The organism is Pseudooceanicola spongiae (assembly GCF_014899185.1).
In the GTDB taxonomy this organism is placed as follows: domain Bacteria; phylum Pseudomonadota; class Alphaproteobacteria; order Rhodobacterales; family Rhodobacteraceae; genus Pseudooceanicola; species Pseudooceanicola spongiae.
Map to the genome: position 1 here is coordinate 2,067,297 of NZ_CP045201.1, position 26,617 is coordinate 2,093,913.

General features: G+C 64.6%; 25 protein-coding genes and 1 tRNA gene. 12 read left to right on the forward strand and 14 right to left on the reverse strand.

Going from position 1 to position 26,617, the window contains the following annotated elements:
- Positions 1-223: 223 nt before the first annotated feature.
- From hflC to rpiA, 4 genes are all read right to left on the reverse strand, one after another.
- Positions 224-1,381: a protease modulator HflC gene (gene hflC / locus F3W81_RS09755; protein WP_193083387.1), complete on the reverse strand. Its 1,158-nt coding sequence runs from the start codon at positions 1,379-1,381 to the stop codon at positions 224-226.
- A 15-nt stretch (positions 1,382-1,396) separates the two neighbouring features.
- Positions 1,397-2,587, reverse strand: a complete 1,191-nt coding sequence (gene hflK / locus F3W81_RS09760; protein ID WP_193083388.1) for an FtsH protease activity modulator HflK — start codon at positions 2,585-2,587, stop codon at positions 1,397-1,399.
- A gap of 119 nt (positions 2,588-2,706) precedes the next feature.
- The gene (gor, locus tag F3W81_RS09765; RefSeq protein WP_193083389.1) at positions 2,707-4,068 is read right to left on the reverse strand and encodes a glutathione-disulfide reductase; all 1,362 of its coding nucleotides are present in this window, start codon (positions 4,066-4,068) and stop codon (positions 2,707-2,709) included.
- A gap of 18 nt (positions 4,069-4,086) precedes the next feature.
- Complete coding sequence (gene rpiA, locus F3W81_RS09770) at positions 4,087-4,875, reverse strand: ribose-5-phosphate isomerase RpiA (RefSeq protein WP_193083390.1); 789 nt, start codon at positions 4,873-4,875, stop codon at positions 4,087-4,089.
- A 273-nt stretch (positions 4,876-5,148) separates the two neighbouring features.
- Here rpiA and F3W81_RS09775 point away from each other — a divergent pair, with 273 nt between their 5' ends.
- Together F3W81_RS09775 and F3W81_RS09780 are read left to right on the forward strand one after the other, a co-directional pair.
- Positions 5,149-6,519, forward strand: a complete 1,371-nt coding sequence (locus F3W81_RS09775) for an L-serine ammonia-lyase (RefSeq protein WP_193083391.1) — start codon at positions 5,149-5,151, stop codon at positions 6,517-6,519.
- A gap of 121 nt (positions 6,520-6,640) precedes the next feature.
- Positions 6,641-7,582 carry a DMT family transporter gene (locus tag F3W81_RS09780; protein ID WP_193083774.1) on the forward strand — a complete coding sequence of 314 codons (942 nt, stop codon included), beginning with the start codon at positions 6,641-6,643 and terminating at the stop codon, positions 7,580-7,582.
- Here the strand turns inward: F3W81_RS09780 and F3W81_RS09785 are convergent.
- The gene (locus tag F3W81_RS09785; RefSeq protein ID WP_193083392.1) at positions 7,500-8,204 is read right to left on the reverse strand and encodes a thiamine pyrophosphokinase; all 705 of its coding nucleotides are present in this window, start codon (positions 8,202-8,204) and stop codon (positions 7,500-7,502) included. The two genes, F3W81_RS09780 and F3W81_RS09785, sit on opposite strands and share 83 nt — an antisense overlap.
- 198 nt (positions 8,205-8,402) lie before the next feature.
- Between F3W81_RS09785 and F3W81_RS09790 the strand changes: the two genes are divergently transcribed.
- Complete coding sequence (locus tag F3W81_RS09790) at positions 8,403-9,308, forward strand: hypothetical protein (RefSeq protein WP_193083393.1); 906 nt, start codon at positions 8,403-8,405, stop codon at positions 9,306-9,308.
- 3 nt (positions 9,309-9,311) lie between these two features.
- Here F3W81_RS09790 and F3W81_RS09795 read toward each other — a convergent pair whose 3' ends face one another.
- Entirely contained in the window at positions 9,312-10,133 is an 822-nt protein-coding gene (locus F3W81_RS09795) for a crotonase/enoyl-CoA hydratase family protein (RefSeq protein ID WP_193083394.1), read from the reverse strand.
- A 182-nt stretch (positions 10,134-10,315) separates the two neighbouring features.
- On the opposite strand from F3W81_RS09795, the gene F3W81_RS09800 reads away from it, so the two are divergent.
- On the forward strand, positions 10,316-11,440 hold the full coding sequence (locus tag F3W81_RS09800) for a pyridoxal phosphate-dependent aminotransferase (protein WP_193083395.1): 1,125 nt from the start codon (positions 10,316-10,318) through the stop codon (positions 11,438-11,440).
- Positions 11,441-11,499: 59 nt separating this feature from the next.
- Here the strand turns inward: F3W81_RS09800 and F3W81_RS09805 are convergent, their stop codons facing one another.
- Positions 11,500-12,696 carry a pyridoxal-phosphate-dependent aminotransferase family protein gene (locus F3W81_RS09805; RefSeq protein WP_193083396.1) on the reverse strand — a complete coding sequence of 399 codons (1,197 nt, stop codon included), beginning with the start codon at positions 12,694-12,696 and terminating at the stop codon, positions 11,500-11,502.
- A gap of 423 nt (positions 12,697-13,119) precedes the next feature.
- Here F3W81_RS09805 and F3W81_RS09810 point away from each other — a divergent pair, with 423 nt between their 5' ends.
- Both F3W81_RS09810 and F3W81_RS09815 read left to right on the forward strand, forming a co-directional pair.
- On the forward strand, positions 13,120-13,803 hold the full coding sequence (locus F3W81_RS09810) for a phosphatase domain-containing putative toxin (protein ID WP_193083397.1): 684 nt from the start codon (positions 13,120-13,122) through the stop codon (positions 13,801-13,803).
- A complete protein-coding gene (locus tag F3W81_RS09815; RefSeq protein WP_193083398.1) occupies positions 13,800-15,668 on the forward strand; it encodes an ABC transporter ATP-binding protein in 1,869 nt (622 codons plus the stop codon). Before F3W81_RS09810 ends, F3W81_RS09815 begins: the two co-directional genes overlap by 4 nt.
- Here the strand turns inward: F3W81_RS09815 and F3W81_RS09820 are convergent.
- A complete protein-coding gene (locus F3W81_RS09820) occupies positions 15,665-16,195 on the reverse strand; it encodes a glycosyltransferase (protein ID WP_193083399.1) in 531 nt (176 codons plus the stop codon). The two genes, F3W81_RS09815 and F3W81_RS09820, sit on opposite strands and share 4 nt — an antisense overlap.
- An 83-nt stretch (positions 16,196-16,278) precedes the next feature.
- On the opposite strand from F3W81_RS09820, the gene ygfZ reads away from it, so the two are divergent.
- Complete coding sequence (ygfZ, locus tag F3W81_RS09825; protein ID WP_193083400.1) at positions 16,279-17,058, forward strand: CAF17-like 4Fe-4S cluster assembly/insertion protein YgfZ; 780 nt, start codon at positions 16,279-16,281, stop codon at positions 17,056-17,058.
- A 455-nt stretch (positions 17,059-17,513) separates the two neighbouring features.
- Here the strand turns inward: ygfZ and efp are convergent, their stop codons facing one another.
- The gene (efp, locus tag F3W81_RS09830) at positions 17,514-18,077 is read right to left on the reverse strand and encodes an elongation factor P (RefSeq protein WP_193083401.1); all 564 of its coding nucleotides are present in this window, start codon (positions 18,075-18,077) and stop codon (positions 17,514-17,516) included.
- 211 nt (positions 18,078-18,288) lie between these two features.
- Here efp and F3W81_RS09835 point away from each other — a divergent pair, with 211 nt between their 5' ends.
- Positions 18,289-18,609, forward strand: coding sequence for a DUF6280 family protein (locus F3W81_RS09835; RefSeq protein WP_193083402.1), 321 nt, complete (start codon positions 18,289-18,291; stop codon positions 18,607-18,609).
- 117 nt (positions 18,610-18,726) lie between these two features.
- The gene (locus tag F3W81_RS09840; protein ID WP_193083403.1) at positions 18,727-20,190 is read left to right on the forward strand and encodes a cobyric acid synthase; all 1,464 of its coding nucleotides are present in this window, start codon (positions 18,727-18,729) and stop codon (positions 20,188-20,190) included.
- A gap of 18 nt (positions 20,191-20,208) precedes the next feature.
- On the opposite strand, the gene F3W81_RS09845 is transcribed toward F3W81_RS09840, so the two are convergent.
- The 3 genes from F3W81_RS09845 to F3W81_RS09855 form a co-directional block, all read right to left on the reverse strand.
- The gene (locus F3W81_RS09845) at positions 20,209-20,853 is read right to left on the reverse strand and encodes a DUF2497 domain-containing protein (RefSeq protein ID WP_193083404.1); all 645 of its coding nucleotides are present in this window, start codon (positions 20,851-20,853) and stop codon (positions 20,209-20,211) included.
- A 72-nt stretch (positions 20,854-20,925) separates the two neighbouring features.
- Positions 20,926-22,296, reverse strand: coding sequence for a TolC family outer membrane protein (locus F3W81_RS09850; RefSeq protein ID WP_226941938.1), 1,371 nt, complete (start codon positions 22,294-22,296; stop codon positions 20,926-20,928).
- Positions 22,297-22,460: 164 nt separating this feature from the next.
- Positions 22,461-23,114, reverse strand: coding sequence for a protein-L-isoaspartate O-methyltransferase family protein (locus F3W81_RS09855; RefSeq protein WP_193083405.1), 654 nt, complete (start codon positions 23,112-23,114; stop codon positions 22,461-22,463).
- Positions 23,115-23,389: 275 nt separating this feature from the next.
- Here F3W81_RS09855 and F3W81_RS09860 point away from each other — a divergent pair, with 275 nt between their 5' ends.
- Together F3W81_RS09860 and F3W81_RS09865 are read left to right on the forward strand one after the other, a co-directional pair.
- On the forward strand, positions 23,390-24,325 hold the full coding sequence (locus F3W81_RS09860) for a GSCFA domain-containing protein (protein WP_193083406.1): 936 nt from the start codon (positions 23,390-23,392) through the stop codon (positions 24,323-24,325).
- Between the two features lie 127 nt (positions 24,326-24,452).
- Positions 24,453-24,526: transfer RNA gene (locus tag F3W81_RS09865), tRNA-Cys, on the forward strand.
- Between the two features lie 68 nt (positions 24,527-24,594).
- Here the strand turns inward: F3W81_RS09865 and F3W81_RS09870 are convergent.
- Both F3W81_RS09870 and F3W81_RS09875 read right to left on the reverse strand, forming a co-directional pair.
- Positions 24,595-25,623: a site-specific integrase gene (locus F3W81_RS09870; protein WP_193083407.1), complete on the reverse strand. Its 1,029-nt coding sequence runs from the start codon at positions 25,621-25,623 to the stop codon at positions 24,595-24,597.
- Positions 25,620-25,811 (reverse strand): hypothetical protein, encoded by a 192-nt coding sequence (locus tag F3W81_RS09875; RefSeq protein WP_193083408.1) that lies wholly within the window; start codon positions 25,809-25,811, stop codon positions 25,620-25,622. Before F3W81_RS09875 ends, F3W81_RS09870 begins: the two co-directional genes overlap by 4 nt.
- 334 nt (positions 25,812-26,145) lie before the next feature.
- Here F3W81_RS09875 and F3W81_RS09880 point away from each other — a divergent pair, with 334 nt between their 5' ends.
- Complete coding sequence (locus F3W81_RS09880) at positions 26,146-26,613, forward strand: GNAT family N-acetyltransferase (protein ID WP_193083409.1); 468 nt, start codon at positions 26,146-26,148, stop codon at positions 26,611-26,613.
- Positions 26,614-26,617: the final 4 nt, after the last annotated feature.

The following is a 26,617-nucleotide window of genomic DNA, read 5'->3' on the forward strand; positions in this document are numbered from 1 at the left end:
TCGCGCGCTGTCCGGACTCGCCGCAAGCCTTTCAGCAAAGCCCTGATTTTCAGTAAATTTGAAAACAATTCAGGCCATCCACCCAGCGGATTTTACGATCACGCGCGCGTCGCACAAATATTTTCTCCGCCCGCTGCGCGCTCCGCTTCGTTTCAGGGTGCAAAACGCGAAAGGGCCAGCGCTTGGCCGGCCCTTTGCACAGATCACGCGAGACCTTGCGGCATCACTTGTCGGCAGCCGCCCCGGCGGGGGGCGCAACACTGCCATCGGCATTGCCGGGCACCAACGAGGCACCGGAAGCAGCCCCGTCTTGCGCGGGAACCTCCGAAGGTGCGGCCTCGGGTGCCTGCTCAGCAGCTGCGTCGTCGGCAGCCGTTTCAGCGGTGACCGGGGCCATCGCATCCGCATCCGCGGCGTCCGTGCCCAGAACATCGCCTTCGGGGGCATTGCCCTGATCCAGCAGAACCGCATCATCGCTCGGCGACGCCGGATCGTAGGGCGCGGGGCTGGCATTGGTGGGGTTGTCGGACTTGAGGTAGCTGAAGAACTCGCTATCGGGCGAGATCACCATCGTCGAATTGCTGCCCGACAGCGATTTGCGATAGGCGTTGAGCGAGCGATAGAATTCAAAGAACTCCTCGTCCGCGCCGAAGGCCTTGGCGAAAACCGCGTTGCGGCGCGCATCAGCTTCACCACGGATCACCTCGGATTTACGCTGTGCTTCCGACACCAGTTCGGTCTGCTTGCGGTCCGCTTCGGCGCGCAGTTCCTGCGCCCGTTCGTTACCGCGTGCGACCTGATCGGCGGCTTCGCGTTCCCGCTCGGCCCGCATCCGGGCAAAGGTGGCGTCCAGGTTTTCCTTCGGCAGGTCGGTGCGTTTCAGACGCACGTCGATGACCTCAAGCCCCAGCGCCATCGCCTCGTCGTAGGAGGCATTGCGAATGCGCAGCATCAGCGCCGCACGATCGCTGCTCAGGATGTCGTTCGAGCTGACCGAGCCCAGCACTTCGCGGGTTTGCGAGCGCAGGATCGAATCAAGCCGGGCTTCGGCGGCGGGGATGCCCCCGGTGCCGTTGGCCTGACGGAACTGACGCACATCGTTGATGCGATAGCGCGCGAAGGCATCGACCACCAGACGGCGGTCATCCAGCGGTGTCACCTCAAGCGGGTCGATATCGCGGCTCAGGATACGGTCGTCATATTTCACGACCTCCTGAATCAGCGGGATCTTGAACGCCAGACCGGGCTGGTCCTTGACGGCCACGACACGACCGAATTGTAGGACCAGCGCGTTCTCACGCTCATCGACGATGAACATCGAGCTGAAGGCTGCGACCACGACGACGACAATGGCGGGAATGATCAGAGTTGCTTTTTTCATGTCTCTCTTTCCCGTTTACTGGCTTGCGCCGGGTTGCGTGGCAGGGGCGGCTTTGGCCCCGGGCGCAAGCTGGTTCAGCGGCAGATACGGCAGCACCCCGTTTCCGGCATTGCTGTCGATCAGCACCTTGTTCACGCCGCCCAGAACATCCTCCATCGCTTCGATATAGAGACGTTTGCGGGTGACGTCGGGTGCCTTGCGGTACTCGTTGAGAACGGCGGTAAAGCGGCTGGCTTCACCTTCGGCCTCGTTGACCGTCTGGGCACGATACCCTTCGGCCTGCTGCATGATCTGCGCCGCTTCACCCCGTGCCGCCGCAGTGACGCGGTTGGCATAGGCATCGGCCTGATTGGTCAGCTTCTCGCGTTCCTGCTCAGCCGCCTGCACTTCACGGAAGGCGTCGATGACTTCGGCGGGCGGATCGGCCTTGTCGAAGTTGACGCGGATCACGTTCATGCCAGAGTTGTAGCTGTCCAGCGTCGACTGGATCAGGTCCTGCAAACGCCCCGAAATCGCGCCACGGTCCCGGTTGAGGATCGGCGAAAGCTCGGATTGTGCAATGATTTCACGCATGGCCGAGGTCGCCACGGCGGTGATCGTCATTTGCGGATCGCGGAGGTTGAACAGGAATTTCGCGGGATCGTTGATGTTCCAGACGACCTGGAAATCGATGTCGACGATATTTTCGTCGCCCGTCAGCATCAGACCCGCATCCTCGCTGCGCCCTGCGACGCCGATATCGACGTTGCGTTCGCTGGTGACCGAGATCACCTCATGCGTGACCAGAGGCCAGGGCGCGAAGTTCAGACCGGGTTCCCCCTGCGAGGAATACTTGCCCAGGAACAGCTCGACCGAGCGTTCTTCGGGGCGCACCGTATAAAAGCTGGCAAACAGCCACAGCGCGAAGACCACCAGAAGGCCGATCAGGATCGTGCCGCGTGTGACCATGGGGCCGCTGGGGCCACCACCGGGCGCACCGCCTGCCGGTTTGCGCGGGCCATCGCCCTTGCCGCCCATCAGGACGCGCAGCTGATCCTGACCCTTGCGGACCAGATCGTCGATATCGGGCATGCCATTCGGCCGACCATTGCCAGCCGGACGGCGGTTGCCACCGTTGTCCTTGTTGGTGTCGTTATTCTCCGGGGGCGTCGGACGCCCTCCGCCGGAACCGCTGCCCCCCCAAGGACCGCCATTGTTTCCAGCCATAGTCTCCCCTTCCCTAAGGTATATCTGCTTATAACTGTGCAGCCCTTAGTATCAATTCAAGGTTGAAAGGCGCGACGGATCAACCTTGTTGACCCATCGACGCCCTCCAGATGATCCGGTCAGGTTGTCCGGACCGGTGTGCGCATCGTCACGAGCTCTTCGGCCGCAGAGGGGTGTACCGCCACGGTCCGGTCGAAATCTTCTTTGGTCGCACCCATTTTTACGGCGATCCCCGCCAGCTGGATCATTTCGCCAGCCGAGGGGCCAACGATATGACAGCCCAGCACGACGCGGGTCGCCTTGGACACGATCAGCTTCATCAGCATCCGTTGCGCGGCACCGCCGGCAAAGGCCTGCTGCATGGGCTTGAACGAGGTCGCATAGACCTCGATCGGCTCTTTCACGCGGGCTTCTTCCTCCGACAGACCCACCGTGCCGAATTCCGGCTGGGTGAAGATCGCGGTCGGGATCAGCTCATAGTCGGGTTTCGTCGGGTTGCCTTTGAACACGGTCTCGACAAAGGCCATGCCTTCGCGGATCGCGACCGGAGTCAGCTGCACCCGGTCGGTCACATCGCCAATGGCATAGATCGAGGGGACGGAGGTCTGGCTGTAGTCATCGACCACCACCTCACCCTTGGCGCCCAGCTTGACGCCGGTGTCGTCCAGACCCATCCCGTCAGTGTTGGGTTTGCGCCCCGTGGCAAAGATCACTTTTTCGTAGGTCGCGACAGTTCCATCGCTCGCCGTGACCTTGATGCCGCCGCTGACGGCTTCGAGGCGGGTGACGTCGATGCCAGTCTGCAGGTCGACACCGGCATTGCGCATCTCTTCCGCGACCAGAGTGCGGGCCTCTTCGTCAAAGCCGCGCAGGATCTGAAGGCCGCGATAGAACTGCGTGACCTTCACGCCCAGACCGTTGAAAATGCCTGCGAATTCGCTGCCGATATAGCCGCCACCGACGATCAGCACCGTCTTTGGCAACTCGGGCAGGTCAAAGATATCGTCCGAGATCATGCCGAGCTCGGCACCGGGCAGATCCGGGCGCACCGGACGGCCGCCGGTGGCGATCAGGATGTGCTTGGCGGTCTTGGTGGTGCCATCGGCGAGCTTCACGGTATGGGCATCGACGACCGAGGCGCGCTGCGAGAACCGCTCGACCTTCGAATTCTCCAGCAGGCGCTGATAGATACCCTCAAGGCGGTCCAGCTCGGCCATCAGTTTCTCGCGGAAGGCGAGCCAGCTGAAATCGCCGATCTGCACGTCCCAGCCATAGGCGCTGGCCTCTTCGACCGCCGCGCCATAGCCCGAGGCGAAGACCATCAGTTTTTTCGGCACGCAGCCACGGATCACGCAGGTGCCGCCATAGCGGCTCTCTTCGGCAATGGCGACTTTGGCGCCGGTTTCACCAGCTGCCACACGGGCAGCGCGCACGCCGCCGGAACCGGCACCGATCACGAAGAGATCATAGTCGAAACTCATGGGAGGAAGGTCCTTATGTCAGTCCGAAACGTCGTTATAGAGGTTTCCCGTCTCCGGGATGGTCAGGCGCACCTCCTCCAATGTGCCTTGTTTGATATCGCGCGTGATGACCCGGCCATCCTCGTGGCCAATGATCACCCGGTCGCAGATATCTATGAAAAGCCCATTTTCAACCACCCCCGCGATCTGGTTCAGCGCCCCTGACAGCTGGGCCGGGTCGCCGATGCGCTGCAGATGCAGGTCGAGGATGTGATTGCCCTCGTCCGTGATATAGGGCGCGTCGCCTGCCATGCGCAGGGTGATCTCGTGGCCCAGCACATCCATATCGGCCAGCGTCGCCGCGATGAGTTTCTGCGTCGAGCGCAGGCCAAAGCCCAGCACTTCGACCGGCAGGGGAAAGGCGCCCAGCGTGGCGACCTGCTTGGCCGCGTCGGTGATCACGATCATGTGGTCAGAGGCGCTGGCCACGACTTTTTCCTGCAGATGCGCGCCGCCGCCGCCCTTGATCAGCGTCAGATTGGCGTCGACTTCGTCGGCGCCGTCGATGGTCAGGTCCAGCCAGCCTGCGTCATCCAGCGACACGACCTCGATCCCGACCTCGCGCGCCAGAGCCGCCGTGCGCGAGGATGTCGGCACGCCGCGAATCTTCAGCCCCTCGTCCCGCACCCGCGCGCCGAGGCAGCGCACCATGAAGGCCGCCGTGCTGCCGGTGCCCAGACCGACGCGCATGCCATCTTCGACAAAGCCGACGGCGCGACGGGAGGCGGCGTATTTGGCCGTGTCAGTGGGGGAAAGCTCTCGGCTCATGGAGGTGCTCCGTTGGATCCTGCCTTGGGTTCGGGGCGGTTATATTTAGAACCGCTCTGAGAAGCGAGGGTCGATTTCCCGAGCGCGCGCTGGCGGAGAGGGGAATGGCACGCCCTTTGGGCGTTCCATGCCTCCGGCGGGAATATGAAGAGCAAGAAGAAGCCGGAAGTGCGCGCGGGGACCCAAGTCGCCGCTGGGTCTGTCTGTGGCGTCGTTTTTGGCTGCACCTTGGCGGCGCGCTTCGTTAGGATCGGTGCAAACAACAGGTGTGTCATGTTCATTTCCGTCTTCGACGTCTTCAAGATCGGCATCGGGCCGTCTTCCTCGCATACCATGGGGCCGATGGTGGCGGCGGGGCGGTTTCTGGACCGGCTGCGCGCCGCCCCCTTTGCCGCCCATGGGCTGCGGGCCTCGCTGCATGGCTCACTGGCCTTTACCGGCAAGGGCCATGCGACGGACCGCGCCGTGATCCTCGGCCTCGATGGGTTTGTGCTGGAGCGCTACGACGCCGAGGCGGCCGAAGCCGCGCTGGTGCGCATCGCAGAGACCGGTACGCTCAGGCCAGAGGGGCTTGGAGCCTTGTCCTTTGATCCCGCGACCGATCTGATCTTTGATTACGACAGCGCCCTGCCCGGCCACCCCAATGGCATGAAGATCATGGCGCTGGATGCCCAGGGCGACGTGATCCTGTCCGAGGTCTATTATTCCATCGGCGGCGGCTTTGTTCTGACCGAGGCCGAGCAGGCCGCAGGCCGCGCTGAGGCCGAGGGCAGCCCCATCCCCTATCCGTTCAAATCCGCCGCCGAGATGCTGGAGATGGCGCAGCGCTCCGGCCTCAGTATCGCGCAGATGAAGGGCGCGAACGAGGCCGCACGGGGCCGTGCCGATGTCTCGGACGGGATCGGGCGGATCTGGCAGGTGATGTCGGATTGCATCGATCGCGGGCTGGAGACGGGCGGCATCCTGCCCGGGGGCCTGTCGGTGAAGCGCCGCGCCGCCGCCATCCACGACGCCCTGCGCGATGAGGCCGGGCGCAACCTCGCCCCGCCGCATGTGATCAACGACTGGATCGCCTGCTACGCCATGGCGGTGAACGAGGAAAACGCCGCCGGGGGACAGGTCGTCACCGCCCCGACCAACGGGGCCGCGGGCGTCATGCCGGCGGTGGTGAAATACTGGCTGGCCCATGTGCCGACCGCTTCGCGCGACCGCCTGCCCGAGTTTTTCCTGACCGCTGCCGCCATTGGTGGGCTGGTGAAATACAACGCCTCGATCTCGGGTGCCGAGGCGGGCTGTCAGGCCGAGGTCGGCAGCGCCGCTGCCATGGCCGCGGCGGGCCTTTGCGCTGTCATGGGCGGAAGCCCTGAGCAGATCGAGAACGCCGCCGAAATCGCGCTGGAGCATCACCTCGGCATGACCTGCGATCCGGTGCGCGGTCTGGTGCAGGTGCCCTGCATCGAGCGTAACGGTCTGGGCGCGATCAAGGCGGTGTCGGCGGCGAGCCTGGCGCTGCGCGGCGATGGCAGCCATTTCGTGCCGCTGGATGCCTGTATCGAGACGATGCGCCAGACCGGGCGCGACATGCATGCACACTACAAGGAAACCTCGCTCGGGGGGCTGGCGGTCAACGTGCCGAACTGCTGAGGCACAAAGCTGCAAAACCGCCCTGTGGTGAAACCGACGCGCTTGGCCATGGACAGGCCACGCGCGCCCACCTAGCGTCAAGCCCATGGAAAAGACCGCACAAACCCCCGCCACACCGCTCCTGACGCTCGACCGGCCCGTTCTGGGTATCCTGCTGATGCTGGGCTTCTGCGTCTTTGCCCCCTTGGGCGATTCCATCGCCAAGCTGCTGGGCGAGGTCATGCCCGTCGCGCAGCTGATGATGCTGCGCTTTGCCTTTCAGGTGGTGTTTCTGGTGCCCGTCGTGGTTCTGGGCCGCCGCCCCTGGCGCGCCAGCCCCTATGTCATGCGCATGACCCTGTTGCGCACGCTGCTGCATATGGGCGGGATCATGTGCATGTTCAGCGCGCTGCGCTTTCTGCCGCTGGCAGATGCCGTAGCGATCTGCTTTGTCATGCCCTTCCTGATGCTGCTTCTGGGGCATTTCGTGCTGAAGGAAGACGTCGGCCCGCGCCGCATGGCCGCCTGTGTTGTCGGGTTTGTCGGCACCATGATGGTGATCCAGCCGAGCTTTTCCGAAGTTGGCGTGCCGGCCCTGCTGCCCCTCGGCGTGGCGGTGTTCTTTTCGCTGTTCATGCTGGTGACCCGCCAGATCGCCAAGCAGGTCGACCCCATTGGCATGCAGGCGGTCAGCGGCGTTATGGCCACCGTGATCCTGTTGCCGCTGCTGCTGGTGACCAACGCCTTCGACGTGCCCGGCCTGACGCTGACTGCGCTGGAGCCTAAGAGCTGGGCACTGGTGATTGCCATCGGCGGCATCGGCACCCTTGGGCACCTGCTGATGACATGGTCGCTGCGCTATGCGCCCGCCTCGACCCTGGCGCCGATGCAGTACCTTGAGATCCCGATTGCCGCGATGATCGGCTGGGCGATGTTCCGCGATTTCCCCGATGGGCTGGCGCTGCTCGGGATCACCGTCACCATCGCCTCCGGCCTCTATATCATTCTGCGAGAGCGGGCCATTTCGCGGCAGAGCCCAACAGCGCCGCTGCCGCATCCGCCAGCGCCGCCGCCGGCAATATGACCAGCATGCCTGGCCCGTCAAAGTGCAGATCGACCGGCCCGCTGACCCGGTTCGAGGTGCCGATACGCGCGTCCGGCGCAAACGCCAGCCCGTCGATCGGCCACTCCAGCCCGGTCGAACGCCCGCTCACCCGCCGCATAGGATAGAGCGAGAAGCGATCCCCCCGCCCCAGCGTCAGTTGCAGGCGGGGCGGGGCGTGAAACACCACGTCCTCGGCCCCCGCCAGCAGGCAGGGGCGGTCGGGAAACCGCGCCAACACCGAAAACGCCGCCAGCATGTGATCGGCGCGCGCGCCCAGAAAGCCGACGCCCAGCACCAGCGGCGCGTCGATCCGGGTCAGGCATTTCTCGAAATCCGTGCTCTCCTGCTCGGCGATGCGATGCAACCGCTCGGGCGGCATCCTGCGGGCCCAGCGCGGCGCCAGCGAATCCATGTCACCGATCACCGCATCGGGCATCCGGCCCCGGCGCAGCAGCCACTCTCCGCCGCCATCGGCACCCACGACCGGCCCGGCCATCGCCAGCACCCGCTCAGCCACGGCCCCCGGCACCTCACCGCCACCGATCAGGGCCACCGGCCCCGCGCTCTCAATCACGCTCTGTATCAGGCCGCGTCCTGTCATGTTTTCCCGGAGTTCATTCTATAGTTACCACAATATCGCCACAAAATGACACCGCCCGCACCATAGAATCGCAGGCTTTATGATGCATCAAGGGCAAGCCACCTCCCGGGCCGCACGCCACGCCCTGCGGGGCACACTGGGGCACTCCGGGGGCCATGCCGCGAAACAGCCCGAAACGCCAGCCTGAACGAGATGACCTTGGCCGAGTCCAGCACGATCCTGACGGTGTCATATGGCGCCTTCTCCTGCACGCTGGAGGGGCTCGAGGATGCCGTGGCCGCAGCAAAGGCCCTGACCGAGCATTTTCGCACCCTCGCCGCCGAGGATCCGCAGTTCGGCGCAACGCCCCTGCGCGAGACCCCCGAACACCCCGCGCCCGCGCCGCAAGCTGAGCCTGACCCGGCCGCCACGCTGCTGCTGACGGACGCTCTGCCTGTGGCCCAGCCCGAGGCGCAAACCGAAACGTCTCCGCCGACCAGCCCCGTCGCTCCGCCCGTCGCTTCAACGCCGCCCCCGCGCACAGATGCCGCCGCCCTGCTGCGCCGCGTCGACACCCCCGCCCAGACCGAACGCCTGCTGCGCGAGATAGACAGCCGTTTCGCCATAGGCGAAGCCAGTCAGCGCCGCGCCACGCTGTCCCATCTGCGCGCCGCCGCCAAACAGCGCGAGGGCGCAGACGACGCCCCGCCAGCCGACACGCCCTATCGCACCGCCCCGCATCAGGCCGTCGCTCCGCCCCGCCCCGACACCCTGCTGCTGAGCGAAGCACAGCGCATCGACGCCCCCGGCGACACGCCCGCGCCCTTTGCCGACTATGCCGCCCGCCACGATGCCACCCGCCTGCCCGAGGTGATCGAAGCCGCCGCCGCCTACCTCACCCTCGTGATCGGCGGCGCGCAGATGTCCTCGGCGCAGCTGATGGCTCTGGCGCGCAGCGCTGGCCGCGACATCACCCGCGAAGCCTGCATCACCGCCCTCGGGCAGCTGCTCTATGAGGGCAAGCTCAGCCGCCTGCCCTCTGGCCAGTTCCTCGCGACCGAGCGGATCGGCTTTCGCCCCGACAAGGCCGCGCGCGGCGAAAAGACCCACCGCCCCACCGGCTAGGCGTCAGTCGAACTGCGGCGCGCGCCCGGCCATATTGGCGGCGATCACCTCCATCTGGTGCGCCCCACCGATCAGCGCCGCCTGCTCGCGGCTCTCGGCCAGCAGTACCTCGGCGGAACTGGCACCGCTTTCCGCCAGCGCAATCAACCGCTTGGCCCCGCGCGTGGCCGAGGGGCTTTTCCCCGCGATCACCCCAGCGATGCGCTGCGCCTCAGCCAGCGGGTCATCCGAGATCAGCGTCACCAGGCCCCAGCTCAGCGCCTGCGCCGCGTCAATCGGCTCGGCCGTATAGGTCATCAACCGCAGCACGTCGGAGCGGATCAGCCCCGGCCAGACCACCATGCCGCCCATGTCCGGCACCAGCCCCCATTTCGCCTCCATGATCGCCAGCTTGGTGCCCGGATCTGCCACGCGAATATCCGCCCCCATCGCCAGCTGCAGCCCGGCGCCAAAGGCCACGCCCTGCAACGCGGCGATCACCGGCACCTCCAGATCGCGCCAGACCATGCAGACCTGCTGCATCAGGTTCGCCTCGCCATGCGTGCGCGGCATCACCCGCGCCACCGGGTCTTCCTTGGCGAACTTGCCAAAGGACGCAACGTCGAGGCCCGCACAAAACGCCCGCCCCTCCGCCGCCAGCACTACGGCGCGGATATCATCGCGCCCGCGCAGGCTCTCGCCGGCGGCGACGATCGCCTCGGCCATCGCCGGGTCGACCGCGTTCATCTTGTCGCCCCGCGTCAGCGTCACATGGGCGATGTGATCGCGCACCTCGACGCGCACCCGCGCCGCAACCTCGGCCTCAAACCCGCTCTGCTCAGTCATGATCGTCCTCCCTCTCTGGCCCCGGATCATCGCGGCGCGCGCCTGCGCTGTCGACCCTGCGCCGCGCCCCCAACGCAACGTCACGGCGCGCCCGCCAAGACGCTGCAATGCGGCGAAAAAACCCATGCCAGCGGGGGCGCAAAATTCTTGCGAAACCGCCCGCCGCGCGGCAAAGAGGCACAATGAGCAATGCCCGTCTTACCCCGCTGGCCGCCAGCCTTCCCTCCACCGTCCCCTTCACCGGGCCGGAGGAGCTTGAACGCCGTCGTGGCGCGCCCTTCACCGCCCGTCTCGGCGCCAATGAAAACGGCTTCGGCCCCTCGCCTCTGGCCCTCGCGGCGATGCAGGATGCCAATGGCGGCATCTGGCAATACGGCGATCCGACCAGCCATGATCTGCGCCGCGCCCTTGCCGCCCACTGGGGCTGTGAGGCGGGCCATATCGTCGTCGGCGGCGGCATCGACGGGTTGCTTTGCGACCTCGTGCGGCTGACCGTGACGGCAGGCGACAACATCGTCACCTCGCTCGGTGCCTACCCCACCTTCAACTACCACGTTGCGGGCTTCGGCGGGCAGATCCACACCGTGCCCTATCGCAATGATGGCGAAGACCTGCCCGCCCTGATCGCCAAAGCGGCCGAGACCGACGCCAAGCTGATCTATTTCGCCAACCCCGACAATCCGATGGGCAGCTACGTCCCCGGCACCGAGATCGCCGCCGCCCTCGACGCCCTGCCGCAAGGCACCCTGCTGGTGCTGGACGAAGCCTACGGAGAGCTTGCGCCCGAAGACGCCCTCACCGGCCTGCCGATGGACGACCCCCGCCTGATCCGCATGCGCACGTTTTCCAAAGGCTACGGCATGGCGGGCGCGCGCATTGGCTATGCCATGGGCCACCCGGATCTGATCACCGCCTTCGACAAGGTGCGCAACCACTTCGGCCTGAACCGCGCCGCCCAGGCCGGGGCGCTCGCCGCCCTGGCTGACACCGACTGGCTCTGCCATATCCGCGCCGAAGTCGCGACCTCGCGCGCCGCTCTGGCCCGCATCGGCGCCGCGCATGGTCTGACCGCCCTGCCCTCGGCCACCAACTTCGTCGCCCTCGACACGCATCGCGACGGCACCTTTGCCCGCGCTCTGGTCGCCGGTTTCGCAGCCGAGGGGATCTTCATCCGCATGCCCTTCGTCGCCCCACAGGACCGCTGCATCCGCGTCTCCTGCGGTCCGGCCCGCGACATGGCCCTGTTCGAAGAGGCCCTGCCACGCGCCCTCGCCCATGCCGAGGCGAGCCTGACCGCAACCGCCTGAGCCCAAACATAAAACGGCGCCCCAGAGGGCGCCGTTTCCGCATCGACAGCCGGCAGAGCTCAGCCCGCCGCGACAACCCCTGCTGCCGCCGCCAGCGCGCCCTTGCCATAAGGGATCTGCACCGCCTGCATCCCGGCTTCGATCACCCCCAGCGCCCCCAGCACCATATGCGCATTCAGATGCCCCATATGGCCAATGCGGAAAAAGCCGCTGCTCTCGGGATCTTCCTCGCTCGCCATGCCGATGCCGAGGCCGAGGGTCAGCCCGGCATTCTGCGCCGTCCACTCGCGCAGCTTCGCGCCATTGCCAAAGCCCACACCCAGCGCCGTCACCGCATGACTGCGCAGGCTCCGGTCCTCGATGTTCATCCGCATCGCACCGGCCTCGGACCAGACCTCGCAGGCCGCCCAGACGGTCCTGGCCAAAGTCTCATGCCGCGCCCAGACCGCCTCGATCCCTTCGCCATGCAACAGATCCAGCGCCGCGCGCAGACCCAGCAAGTGATGCGTCGGCGCAGTGCCACCAAAGAAGTTGTAGAAGAAATCCGGCTCACTGCGCGGCCGCCAATCCCAATAGCGCGACACCCGCGTCACCCGGTCCCGCGCCTCGTGGCCCCGCTCGTTAAAGAACACAAAGGCCAGCCCCGGCGGCGTCATCAACCCCTTCTGACAGCCCGCGACCATGACATCGACGCCCCAGGCATCCATCTCGAACCGGTCACAGGCGAGCGAGGCAATACAATCCGCCATCAACAGAGCCGGATGCCCCGCGCTGTCCAGCGCCGCCCGCAACGCCGCCGGATCATTGCGGATCGAGGTCGCGGTATCGACATGCGAAAACAGCACCGCCTTGATCTCGTGCCCCGTGTCAGCCGCCAGAACCTCTTCGACCCGCGCCGCATCGATCGGCGCGCGCAGACCGAAGTCGATGATCTGCGGCACCAGCCCCAGCCCCTCGGCCATATCCGCCCAACCAAAGGCAAAGCGCCCCGTCGCCGGCACCAGCACCTTGTCACCGGGGTTCAGCACATTGCTCAGCGCCGCTTCCCAGGCGCCATGACCATTGGCGATGTAAATCGCCGCATAATGCTCGGTCCGCGCAATCCGCTTCAGATCCGGGATCATCGCATGGGTCATCTCGACCAGCGCGCCTTCATATATATTGGGCGCGGGCACATGCATCGCCTGAAGCACAGCATCCGGCATGACCGACGGTCCGGGAATGGCAAGGTAGGGGCGGCCGTGGGCAAGGCTCATCGTCTGGTCCTTTCAGGGAGAGAGCATTTCTGCGCAGCCCGGGGCCGCGCGCGGCGCAAGCTTTAGCGCCCCTCCGGCGAAGGTCAATCCATGCCGCACGCCCCATGCCACGACAGGCCAACCCGCAAGCGCCCCTGCCCCATCGCGCGCCACCAGCACGGCCACCCCCCGTCATCTTGCCCGAAATACTTCGGGGGAGTCGCGCGCCCCGCGCGACGGGGGCAGAGCCCCCTCCTTAGCCAAGCTGGCAGAACCCCCTCCCTTGGCCAAGGCGGCAAACCCACCTCCTGCCGCGCACCCAGCCCAAATCCTTGCCACGCCGCCGCCCCTCCCCTACATGGGTCGGCACACCCTCGGGGCGATCTCTTCAGGCGCGCCGCTGCCGCACTCCGCAGGCAACAGAAGTACAAGGACACGTCGGGAATGAAACTGGTCGACCGGATCAAGACCTGGGAACGCAACCTGCGCGCCTCCTACAACACCGATCTCTCCACCCCCGAGAACCGCCGCCGCGCCGCGATCTACAACCGCTGGTTCGATCATGCGGTGCTGCGCGGTGTCTGGACCAACTTCTTTGAAATCGCGCCGGGCGTGTTCCGCTCCAACCACCCCACCCATGACCGCTTTGCCGCGATGAAGGCGCAGGGCATCCGCTCGGTGCTCAATCTGCGCGGGGCTGCCGGGGCGGCGCATTACCTCACCGAACAGGAAAGCTGCCGCGCGCTTGGCCTGACGCTGATCGACCGCAATCTCTACGCCCGTCAGGCCGCCTCGGCCGAGGAGATCCTCTCGGTGATCGAGGCCTTCCGCCAGATCGAGAAGCCCTTCGTGATGCACTGCAAATCCGGTGCCGACCGCGCGGGCTTTGCCTCCGCCATCTATCTGATGGTGATCGAGGGCCGCCCCGTCGCCGAGGCGCGCAAGATGCTGTCGCCGAAATACGTCCACTTCAAGTTCACCAAGACCGGCATCCTCGACCATATCCTTGATGCCTACGCCAAACGCCAGAGCCTCACCGGCATCGGGTTTGAGGACTGGGTGCGCACCGAGTATGACCCCAAGACTCTGCAGGCCGAATTCAACGCCCGCAACCGGTGGGCCTTATGAGCGGACCTGAGACCGCTGCCCCCTCAAAAGCGCCTGACCTCAGTCACGCGCAAACCACCCCCGGCCTCTCCGACCCCTACGCCACCGGCCACCACACCAGCGCCCGCGTCCTGATCGCCTGGCTCTGGCGCGGTTACCTGCGCCCGCACCGCCTTGCGATGATCGCCGCGCTGATCCTGATGTCGCTGGAAGGCTCGATGCTCGGTGCGCTCAGCTACATCATGAAGCCGATGTTCGACACCGTCTTCATTCAGGGCAACACCAATGCCCTCGGCCTTGTCGGCGCCGCCGTCGTGTCGATCTTCGTGATCCGCGCCCTCAGCTCGATCGGACAAAAGGTTCTGCTGTCGCGCGTCGCTCAGAAAAGCGCCGCCGCCCTGCGCACCACGCTGCTGGCGCGGCTGATGACGCAGGACGCCAGCTTCCACCAGACCCACCCGCCCGGCTTCCTGATCCAGCGCATCCAGACCGACGTCGCCGCGATCAATCAGGTCTGGACTGCGATCCTGACAGGGGCGGGGCGCGACGCGGTCTCCCTCGTCATCCTGATCGGTGTCGCCATCTCGGTCGACTGGCGCTGGACGCTGGTGGCGCTGATCGGTGCGCCGCTGCTGGTCGCGCCCTCGATGTTCGTGCAGCGCTTCGTGCGCACCCGCTCGCGCGAGGCGCGCGACCTCGGCGCCCGCCTCGCCGTGCGCCTGGATGAGGTGTTCCACGGCATCGTCCCGGTCAAGCTCAATCGGCTTGAGGGCTACCAATCCCGCCAATACGGCGCGCTGACCGACAAACTGGTGCGCGCCGAGATGCGCACCGCCCTCGGTTCCGCCACCATCCCCGGCATGATCGACATCATGGCCGGCCTCGGCTTTCTTGGCGTGCTGATCTATGGCGGCGGCGAGATCATCAACGGCGAGAAGACAGTGGGTGAATTCATGGCCTTCTTCACCGCCATCGGCTTCGCGTTTGAGCCGCTGCGCCGCCTCGGCAATGTCACCGGCGTCTGGCAGGCCGCCGCCGCCGCGCTGGAACGCGTGAAGGAGCTGATGGAGGCGCAGCCCACCCTGACCTCGCCCGCCAATCCCGTGCCCGCCCCCAGCGGCGTGCCCGAGATCCGCCTCGACGCGGTAAACCTCAGCTACGGCGACGCGCAGGTGCTGAACGGGCTGACCTTCACCGCCCGCCCCGGCACCACAACCGCGCTCGTAGGCTCCTCCGGGGCGGGCAAGTCCACCGTCTTCAACCTTCTGACCCGGCTGGTCGATCCGCAGTCGGGCACCGTCACCATCGACGGCACCCCCGTCTCGGCGATGTCCCTGACCGACCTGCGCGCGCTCTTCTCTGTCGTCAGCCAGGACGCCCTGCTGTTCGACGAAACCCTGCGCGAGAATATCCTGCTCGGTCGCACAGACATCCCCGAGGCGCGCCTTACCGACGTCCTCAACGCCGCCCATGTCAGTGATTTCCTCGACAAGCTGCCAAAGGGCCTCGACTCCCCCGTGGGGCCACGCGGCTCGAACCTTTCGGGCGGGCAGCGCCAGCGCGTCGCCATTGCCCGCGCCCTGCTGCGCGACACCCCGATCCTGCTGCTGGACGAGGCGACCTCGGCGCTGGATGCGAAATCCGAAGCGGTGGTGCAGCGCGCCTTGGACCGTCTCGCCGAAGGGCGCACCACCATCGTCATCGCGCACCGCCTCTCGACCGTGCGCAACGCTGACAAGATCGTGGTGATGGACAAGGGCCGCGCCGTGGACGAGGGCACGCACGAGCAACTGCTCGACGCCGGCGGCCTCTATGCGCATCTGCACGACCTGCAGTTCCAGACTGACGGCCCGACCGCCGAGGACCGCGCCACCGCGCAGGACTAACCGTGGACGGAACGACGCACAGTGGCGCTCAGCAGCAACGGGCGGGGCACGCGCACCCGCCCATCGGCGTCATGCCCCCCAGCCCGGGCATAGTCCAGCGCGCGCACCAGCAGCCCCTGCTGCGCCGTCGTGCCCCCGAAGGCCGACCGCCAGCCCGCCGCCAGCCGAGCCGCGACCGACCCGCCCTCAAGCCGGAACACCGCCGCCATCTGGCTGCTCATATGCGCCTTCACGGCGTCGGTCCAACCGGGCTGCAACTGGCTCTCGGGCGGCAGAAACAACAGCCAGTCGCCCCGCGCCACCTCGGCCCCGCGCTGCATCTGGGCGCGCCGCTCGGCCCCGGCACGGACAAACTCCGCCCCCAGCTCTTCGGCAATCGCCTGCGTGTTGTCGCCGGAGCCACCATCGCTGACGATCAGCTCGCGCAGCAGACCCTCCTGCACGCCCTCGAACAGCCCTGCCGCACAGCCGGGCAGCGTGACCTCGGCATTCAACGTGGGAATGATGACCGAAATGGCTGCGCGCATCGTGAAACCCTTCTCCGCGCGACCCCCTGTCGCCCGCTGATCAGAGGGCTATACTCGCCCCAACAAAAAACCGGGAGTCCCCAATGCCTGAAACCCTATCCGCAACCGGCACCCCACCCAACACCGATGCGAGCGAACGCACCATCCTGCGCCTCTCCGGCGAAAATGTGCGCGATTTCCTGCAGAACCTCGTCACCAACAACGTCAGTCGCGTGGACGACGGCGCGGTCTATGCCGCCCTTCTGACACCGCAGGGCAAGTACCTTGCCGATTTCCTGCTGGTGGCTGATGGCGATGACATCCTGCTCGACGTCGCGACGCCGCTGGCCGCCCCCCTGCTGCAACGCCTGACGATGTACCGCCTGCGCGCCAAGATCGCGATCACCCAGACCGACCTGCAGGTGCGCCGTGGCACCGGCCCCATGCCTGAGGGCGCCGTGGCCGACCCGCGCCACCCCAGCCTCGGCTGGCGGCTTTATGGCGAGACGGGCGGCGATGACGGCACCAACTGGGACGCCCTGCGCGTCGCCCACTGCATCCCCGAAACCGGGGTTGAGCTGACGCCCGACACCTTCATCCTGGAGGCCGGGTTCGAGCGTCTGCACGGCGTCGACTTCCGCAAGGGCTGCTATGTCGGGCAAGAGGTCACGGCCCGCATGAAGCACAAGACCGAGCTGCGCAAAGGCCTCATCACCGTCGCGGTCCGTGGCAGCGCGCCCGTCGGCGCTGAGATCACCAGCAACGGCAAGAGCGCCGGCACCCTGTTCACGCAGGCGCAGGGGCAGGCCATCGCCTATCTGCGCTTTGATCGCGCCGGCGCTGACATGCAGGCGGGCGAGGCACTGGTCAGCCAGACCGACTGATCCCGACCTTGGCTGAGCGTCGCTCTGTTGCGAAATCGCCACAGCCCTCTGCACACAAATGCGACAGCCCGCCTGCGCGGCCATGCCCCTGAATGGGCCGCGCAGGCACCGCCCGGTTACCGACGCAATACCGACCGGATACCGACGTCCCAAAAACGGCTCTTCGCGCGGCCCGGCCCCTCATCAGGACCGCGCTGCGCCGCAGCAGTGCTGCGGGCAGTTTCAAACCTAGCCATGCATCACGATCATGTGAGTACAAATGACAGTGATTTCACGGCCGCCGCTTCGCTAGCGCTACCATCAAAATGGCCCCCGACTCACCGGAACCGGGGCCCGCACGTCCAGCGGCAAACTGCCGGAACGCCGACCGCGCAGGGTCGCCTGAAATGCGAAAAGGCCGCCCCACCTACCCGGTGAAACGGCCCTGTCAAAATCCAGCGCGGGGCGGTGTCGCCTCAGGCGCGCTCGGAGTATTCCATGGTCTCGGTGTTGACGATGATGTCCTCGTACTGCCCGACGAAGGGCGGCACCATGACCTTGACGCCATTCTCCAGGATCGCCGGTTTGAACGAGTTGGCGGCGGTCTGACCCTTCACCACAGGCTCGGTCTCGGCGATGCGGCAGGTGACTTTCTGCGGCAAAGTGGCGTGCAACGCCTCAGTATCATAGAATTCCACAAGGATCGTCATGCCATCCTGCAGGAACGGGCGGCGTTCGCCCAGCAGATCAGCGGGCAGTTCGATCTGCTCGTAGGTCTCGGTGTCCATGAACACCAGCATGCCGTCGCTCTCATAGAGGAACTGCTGGTCTTTCTGCTCGAGGCGCACCTGCTCGACCTTGTCGGCGCTGCGGAAGCGTTCGTTCAGCTTGGAGCCATTGCGCAGGTTCTTCATCTCGACCTGTGCAAAAGCACCACCCTTGCCGGGTTTGACGTGGTCGACTTTGACAGCCGCCCAGAGGCCGCCGTTGTGTTCCAGCACGTTGCCGGGACGAATCTCGTTACCGTTGATCTTGGGCATTTCGTACCGCCTGCGCTGGTTGAACCGTTTCGGGGCCAGCCTATATATCGGCCATAAGCTCGTGGCAAGCGATCCGAACAGGCCGCGTCATGGAAGTGAGGCATGCAAAATACGCATATCGGGGATGCATGATCGCGCTATCCGAATCGATACGTTTTCGCCATAAGGGGCCTCACGCCCGAAACACAAGAGCAATAAGCAAGGACGGATCATGAAAGATTTCGTTGACGGCACGGCCTTCAATAACGAACAGGGCAACCGCGCACGCAAACTTTTCGCAGCCGTTGTACTGGCTGCGTTGGATGACGCCATCGCCGATGACAAGAAATACGGCAACGGCCCCGAACAGATCGCCCGCTGGGCCCGCTCGCGCGATGGTCGCGAGGTTCTGTCCTGTGCCGGGATCGACCCGAACGAACGCGTTGTCGAAGGCCTGATGGACTTCGTCTCCAAAGGCATTCGTACCTCGGTCGCATTGTCGCGCGAAGAAAGCGAACGTCGTCACGCTGCTGAACAGGCAGAAGCCGCGTAAGCACTTAATATCGTTACTGAAGACCGTTGAAAAGCGCGCCTCGCAAGAGGCGCGTTTTTCGTTTGCCTGTGCCCTCTCGCGTGGCATAGCCAAGGGGGACAAGCAGGGGACGCGGCGATGGCAAAAGCGATCATGATGCAGGGCACAGGCTCCAATGTGGGCAAGTCGCTGCTGGTGGCGGGGATGGCCCGCGCCTTCACCAATCGCGGACTGTCGGTGGCCCCGTTCAAGCCGCAGAACATGTCCAACAACGCTGCCGTGACCGAGGACGGGGGCGAGATCGGCCGTGCTCAGGCGCTGCAGGCGCTGGCCTGTCGACGCCCCACGTCGATCCACATGAATCCCGTACTGCTGAAACCAGAGACCGACATCGGCAGTCAGGTCATCGTGCAGGGCCAGCGCCTCACTACCTCTTCCGCCCGCGACTATGCGCGTCTGAAACCTCAGCTGATGACCGCCGTTCTCGACAGTTTCCGGCAGATTTCCGCCACGGCGGATCTCGTGATTGTCGAAGGTGCTGGCAGCCCCGCCGAGGTCAACCTGCGCTCCGGTGACATTGCCAACATGGGCTTTGCAGAGGCCGCAGATGTGCCTGTCATCCTGATCGGCGACATCGACCGCGGGGGCGTCATTGCCCAGATCGTCGGCACGCACACAGTGCTATCGACTGAGGATAACGCGCGCATTCAAGGCTTTACCGTCAACAAGTTCCGCGGCGATCCGCGGCTGTTCGACGAGGGCGTCACGGCGATCACGCAACACACCGGCTGGCACCCCCTCGGGGTGCTGCCATGGTTCGCCGAGGCCTGGCGCCTGCCGGCTGAAGACATCATGGACCTCGACAGCCGCAACCGTACCCGCGACGGCGCGCTGAAGATCGTTGTGCCCCGGCTGGGCCGGATTGCCAATTTCGACGACCTCGACCCCCTCGCAGCCGAACCCGGCATCACTGTCGAAATCATCGCCCCCGGACGCCCCCTTCCCGGCGACGCGGCACTGGTGCTGATCCCCGGCTCGAAATCCACCATCGCGGATCTGGAGCTGTTTCGCGCCAATGGCTGGGACATCGACCTGAAGGCGCATGTGCGGCGCGGCGGCCATGTTCTGGGGCTCTGCGGCGGCTATCAGATGCTGGGGCGCGGTGTCAGCGACCCCGAGGGCATAGAGGGGCGCCCGGGCCGCACTGAGGGCCTTGGCCTGCTCGACATTGAAACGGTGATGAAGCCCGGCAAGCGCCTCGCCCTGTCGCAGGCGCACCACATTGCCAGCGGCGCGCCTCTGTCGGGGTATGAGATCCACCTCGGGCAAACCAGCGGCCCTGATTGCGGCCGTGCGTGGCTGACGCTGGGCGACAGACCGGAAGGCGCCGCCTCAGCCGATGGGCTGGTGCGCGGGTGCTACCTGCATGGGCTGTTCACCTCTGATGCCTTCCGCGCCGCCTATCTGGCTGAAATCGGCGGAATATCCCAGCCCGGCTACGACGCGATGGTCGAGCAGACGCTGGATGCCCTCGCCGCCCATATCGAGGCCCATATGGACCTCGACGCAGTGCTGGAGCTGGCGCAGGAGGTTCGCCTCTGACGCCAGCCCTTCGCGGATTTACAGATCGCGGGCGTTCAGCGCGCGCTGGATTTCGCTGCGCACCAGCTTGCGCACATTGCGGGTGATCCGCTCTCCCAGAGGGCCCTGAAGCTCCTGACGCAGGATCTCGGTCACCAGATCGCGCAGGGCGTCGTCGCCGTCATCCTGTGGAGTCTGGTGCGCAAGCAGATCGGTGGGGATGTCGCTGATCGGGGCACGCCGGTCCGTGGTCTCGGCACTGTCCTCCTCACCCATCCGGTGCGAGGCGGCGACAGGTGCTTCGCCCGCTTCCTCGGCATCCCACAGCACGTCACCGGCTACAGGCGTGGGCTGGGACTGCGCCGCGTCCCGGTCTCTCAGGCGCGACAGCGTTGCAAAGGGCCGCAGGACGATGGCGCTGGTGTCTTCGTCCTCGGGCTCTGCATCCTCGGCGAAGCCCGCAATGATCTCGTCCTCGGCGCCGAAATCGTCGCGGAAAACATCGCCTTCCACCACGCGCAAAGCCGGTGTCAGAATCAGTTTGCCAGCCGGTTGCCCCGGCTGGACGGTGCGGGTCAGCAATGCCGCATGCGGCGTGACCTGAGCCCGCACTTCTTCAGAAACCAATTTACGGATGGACGACAGGACGTCCTCGATCGGGACGTTCGTTACCGGGTCTGACATGTTTTCCTACCACTCTCACTCGGACCCAAGTCTATCGTGAGAGGGCAGGTTCAACAATGCGATCCCGTCAGATTAGTTCTTGCCGATGCGGCGCAGAACGGAATCCAGCTGACGGCCCTGCTTGGAAATGCCGATCGGGGCGTTCTTGACCATGTTGTAATAGGCCGCAGGGTCATAAATATCGACGTTCAGCTTCAGGTCCTGCGCCGTCAGCAGGCCCATGGCGGACAACAGCTCATAGCGCGCCAGAACCTCATCGACCTGCGCCGACAGATAGGTCGTACGGGCGTCCAGCAGCGATTGCTCCTGGGTCAGAACGTCCAGCGTGGTGCGTGAGCCGAGCGTGGCTTCCTCACGGACGCCTTCAAAGGCGACCTTGGCCGCACTCACCTGCTCGTTGCCGGCGATGGTGGCCGCCTGAGCGATCCGCACACCAGAGAAGCCGTTGCCGACAGCCTGACGGATATCCTGCGACACCACATGCAGGTTGGCCAGCGTCTGTTCCTTGTTCAGCATTGCCTGACGCTGCTGCGAGGCGAGAGCCCCACCGCTGTAGATCGGGCCGGACAGACCCAGCGAGACAGAGCCCTTGCGGCCATGCGCTTCGCTGTCGAGGTCGGATTCAAGGCCGTAGCTGCCGGACAGGTTCAGGGACGGCTTCAGGCTGGCGTCCGTGGCTGCGATCTGCAGCTCCGCAATGGTGACCTGACGGCGGGCAACGTTCATGCTGGGGTGGTTCTGCAGAGCGATGGCAATGGCCGCCTGCTCCGAATCAGGGACACTGCCCAGACGGGATGGCGGGGCCAGCGTGCCGGGCGTGTGACCAACGGCGGCCTCGTATTCCAGACGCGCCTGGATCAGCGCACCGTTTGCCGAGGTCAGACCGCTGCGCGATGCGGCCAGAGCTGCCTCCGCCTGCGACACGTCTGTGCGAGTGACTTCACCCACGTCAAAGCGATCCCGCGACGCGCGCAGTTCCTGGGTCAGCAGGCCGACGTTGGCCTGACGCAGAGAGACGTTTTCCGTGGCGCGGCGCACTTCCATATAGGCGGTGACGGCGCGCAGCAGGATCTGCTGTTCGATCGACACAAGCTGCTGACGGGTCAGCAGGACCGTTTCCTTGGCAACATCCAGCGACAGACGAGTGGCCCCGAAATCAAACAGCAGCAGCGACATCGTCAGAGTGGCCGATGCGCCATTGCTCTCGGTCACGACCGAGGGAGGGCGTCCGGTATCGGTGCGCCCATAGCTGTGCGACAGCCCCGCCGACCACGACAGAACCGGCCGAAGTCTGGCAAGCGCCTGTGCACCGTCTTCGTCCGCTGCTTTCAGAACCGCGCGGTTCTTCTCCAGCAGGCCACTGTTGTTGTAGGCATCCGCCAGCGCCTGTCCCAGGTTCTCGGCGGTCGCAGCCATCGGCATGGCGATCAGAGCCAACCCCATTGCAGACCCGGTCAACGCCCTGCGAAGCATTGCCTTAATGGTCTGCGATTTCCCAGCGCACCGACTGTCGGTCTCTGCTCGTTTCGCCATTTTATCCATTCCTCGTTCGACCGGTTCGCCCAGCCCTGTCACCGTCAAACCCGGTGTTGCGCCGTCCCGCAGGATCAGAGCGTAAAGACCGCGTGTTTCTCAAAGCCCGGCAAGACCGGAGCCCCTGCGTTGAAGGCAAAGCGCCAGCTGATCTTGCCGTCGATCTTGTAGCCCACGCGCACGACGCCAAGGTGACCCTCGGCGAAGGGTACGACGATGCGGCCACCTTCCTTCAGCTGATCCGTGATTGCCTCGGGCAGATGTTCGACAGCGCCTTCCAGCAGAATAACGTCGTAGGGGCCATGTTCCGGCGCGCCTTCCGACAGTTTCGCTTCGTGCAGCACCACATTGTCGGCGCCAAGCTCGCTCAGCAACTGCTGGCTGTCGGCGGCGATGTCGGCGTCTTCTTCAACCGCAATGACCGCCTCGGCGATCCGCGACATGACGGCGGCGGCATAGCCCTGCCCCGCACCCAGATCCAGCACCAGCTCATCCGGCTGGATATCCAGCGCGTCGAGCATCTTGGCCAGCGTACGCGGCTCCAGCAGCACGCGATTGGCGCCGATGGTCACGTTCTCGCCCAGATAGGCCGCTTCCTTGCGGTCCTGGGGCACGAACATTTCGCGGGGCACCGCGAGCATGGCCTCGATGATTGGAAATTTGGTCACGTCAGATGGTCGAACCTGGGCATCAACCATCATCGTACGGCGCGCAGCATAGTCGGTCATAACTAAACTCTTCCGTTCAGAATCTACTCTGTAGTGGTATTGCCACAATGAAAAGGCCACAGCAACGCCGGTATGTAAGGCTTTCACGGTTTGTCGTTAAGAAACACTTTACGGCAACGGTTTTGCCCAGCCCCAGGTCACTCCGCGCAGGGGCCCGCCAGCGCCCTGGCCTGACAGGTCGCGCCGCAGTTGAGCGTTTGTTAACCAAGCGCGCGTACCCCTGAGCCACAGAGACCGCAGCGCTGATCGCCGCGGCCACAGCCGGAGGCAGGGACGTGACCGACATCGCAGGGGCAGAGGCATTTTCTGGGGCGCTGAAAAACAAGGTCCGCAAGTATCCCAACCGCGAGGATCCGCGCTGGCGGGAAGGCATGATCTTTCCCAAGGTCACTCCCAGCTTCGCCCTGGCACCGGGCGAGAGCGTGTTTACCATCGGCTCATGCTTTGCGCGCAATGTCGAAAAGGCCCTTCTGGCGCGCGGGCTCAAGGTGCCCACAGCGCATTTCACCGCCCCCAACGACGAGGCGCCGGGCGAGCCCAATCGCATTCTGAACCAGTACAACCCCGGCACCATGCTGCAATGCGTGCGCGGCATCGGCGCCCCTGTCGACCGCAAGGGCCTCTATCCTGTTGCCGGGAACGCCGTGCTCGACTGCCTGCTCGCCACCGGATCGCGTCCGGTCTCCGCAAGACGCGGGCGTGAGCGGCGCCAGCAAATTCGCGACCTCTACGCGGCGGGGCTGGAAACCTCCGGCATCGTCGTGGTCACCCTCGGGCTGGTCGAGGCTTGGTATGACAACGACGCCGAAGTCTATCTGAACGAGGCGCCCAGCCACACTTTACTGAAAGAGCATCCTCACCGCTTCCTGTTCCGGCAACTGACCCTGAGCCAGTGCCAGGCGCTGGTCTTCGAAATGCTTGAGCACCTGATCGAGGGTGGCCGCCGCAAGGTCGTGCTGACCGTCTCGCCCGTGCCTCTGCAGGTCACCTTCGCCGGCGGGGACGCGACCATCCGCAATGCCTATTCGAAATCCATACTGCGCGTCGTCGCCGAGCTTGCCGCGACAGAATTCCCTGAGGTCGATTATTTTCCCAGCTACGAGATCATCACCACTCTCGGCCTGACCGGGTTTGGCCAGGACAACGTCCATGTCAGGCCCGCCATCGTGGATCAGGTGATCGGCTATATGACCTCCTGCTACGTCGCCTGAGCGGAGGATTATTTTCACCGGCGCTGCGGGCAATTACCGCCAGATCAATGGCAGGACTTGCGTTCCGGAGCACTTTCTCTTGCGCTCCATTTCAGGTTCGGATAAACGCCTCAAACACATCACGGATGGCGAGTTGGCGGAGTGGTGACGCAGCGGATTGCAAATCCGCGTATACCGGTTCGATTCCGGTACTCGCCTCCAATTATTTCAACGACTTAGCTCATACTCCGCGTTTGAAAGCGTGAGTTTTGAAACAAGCGTTGAAACTTTCACATTCCGTTCTTACTCTGCTCCATGCGGTTTCTCGCCTCTTGCGCCTGAGTTGCCAGGACGCGCTGGCGGATCTTGCCGCCATACTTTTTCAGCATCTCGACACCTGAGTGCCCGGTCACAGACTTGACCATCTCATCATCACATCCAGCCAGATAGAGCTCGATGGTGGCGTTCTTTCTAAGCCCGTGCGTCACGTACTGCGCAGCCAGCTCGTGGGTCATCTTCGCCTTCACTTGGCGCATCTCATGCGAAATGGAGTGGTACTTTACCGGGCGACCGGCCCTGTCCGTCACAACGGTCAGCCCCCGCTTCTCAACAGTCGACAGGTGAGACTTCAGACGATCGGTCAGCGGGATCCACATCGCCTTGTCGGTTTTTCCCTGGCACATGTCCCAGCTGCCATCTTTGAAGTGATCCCACCGCATGGAGAGAATATCCCCGATTCGCTGACCGGTACCGATGCAGAGTTCGTAGACCAGACGCGCTCGTTCCGGAGCGATGCTCTCGAACTCCTGCCGCACACTTTCCGGCCAAGGCTCCCAGCCCTCTCCAGGCTGTTTGAACAGCGGGATACCTTTGGCGGGATTGCCGTGTTCCTTTTTGAGAATGCCCACAAGTCTTGCATGGTTCATGAGAATGACCATCACCTGCACCAAGTAGTTCGCGCGGCGCCAGCTATCAGCGTTCGCCTGTTGAAGCTGGTAGATGTGGTGGGTCTCGATCTTCGCCGGATCCTTTTTGCCCCAGATCTTTCGGATATGCTCAATGTATTTACGATAGTCAGACTTGGTTCGAGGCTTCCGGTTCCTGAACGAATCACTCTCGAAATAGCTGAGGATGAGCGCTTCGAAATTCCGTTTGACCGGGGCCGGCTCTTTTCCCTTCAGAAGTCGATTATAGTGATCCCAGAACTCGGGGGTTCCGGGTTCTTCCTTCATCATCACGGACAGGCCACGGGCACGCCGGATGAAGCGCACATAACCCCGATCGGCGTAGACATATTTGGGCAGGCCCTTCTTGGTCACCGGCCCATCCTCAGCTCACTCTCCAGAAAGTCGTCGCCACCTTCCTGGTCGATCATGTTTGCTTCGACGGTCACGCTGCCATCTGGCCTGATCTCAAACCTTGCCCGCACCCAACCAGCCGCCCGCGCCTCACGGATGAGCGCAGCGACGGTATTCTTGGCTTGGGTTTGCGGGCTATGGCCGGCCATTGGCTGCACCTTTCGTCGTGCTGATCGTTCGTTCAAAGATGCCCCATTGTTGTTTCACACGACGAAAACCCAAAGCGGAAAAAGTCAGTTATCCACATATTCGGCTCAATGGGATGCGAAATAAATTATTGATTACACCCGACTATTCACGGACATCGCGACCACATACCCCTGTCAAAACTGGGTTGAGCTCGAGGGGAAACTGTCTCCAAATCTGGTTCTCATGCTGGAGCAAGTACCAACTCAAAAGGCACTTCCTTGGCCGGCGGGATCGAAATTGCGAACGGCGCGACCATGCGGCATACAGGGGCTGACCAATATGAAGGACGGCCCCATGGAAATCCGCACCGCTGTAGAAACCGACGCCCCCGCGATGAGCGCTATGCTGATGCAACTCGTCGCTGCCGGAAAGCGCACGTTACCAGCGGATGAGGCCTTCGTGCTGAGCAACTACATTGCCCCCATCGGGGGCGTCCGCTGCTCTTTGGCGTTCGACGATACCGGAACGCTGCTCGGCCTTCAGTCGCTGAAGACAGCCTTTGAGGGCAACCCCTACGACATCCCGGTGGGATGGGGCATCATTGGCACGCATGTCTCTCCGCTTGCAGGACGCCGCGGTGTCGGATCGCGGCTCTTCGAGGCCACGAGGGAGGCCGCACGCGAGGCCGGCCTAGAGAATATGGAAGCCTTCATCGGTGCCACGAATGTCGAAGGGCAAGCCTACTACGAGACGATGGGCTTCCGGACCTACCGCATTACTGAACGGGCAATCTGCAAGCGCTACCGGGTTACAGGCGACTGACGAG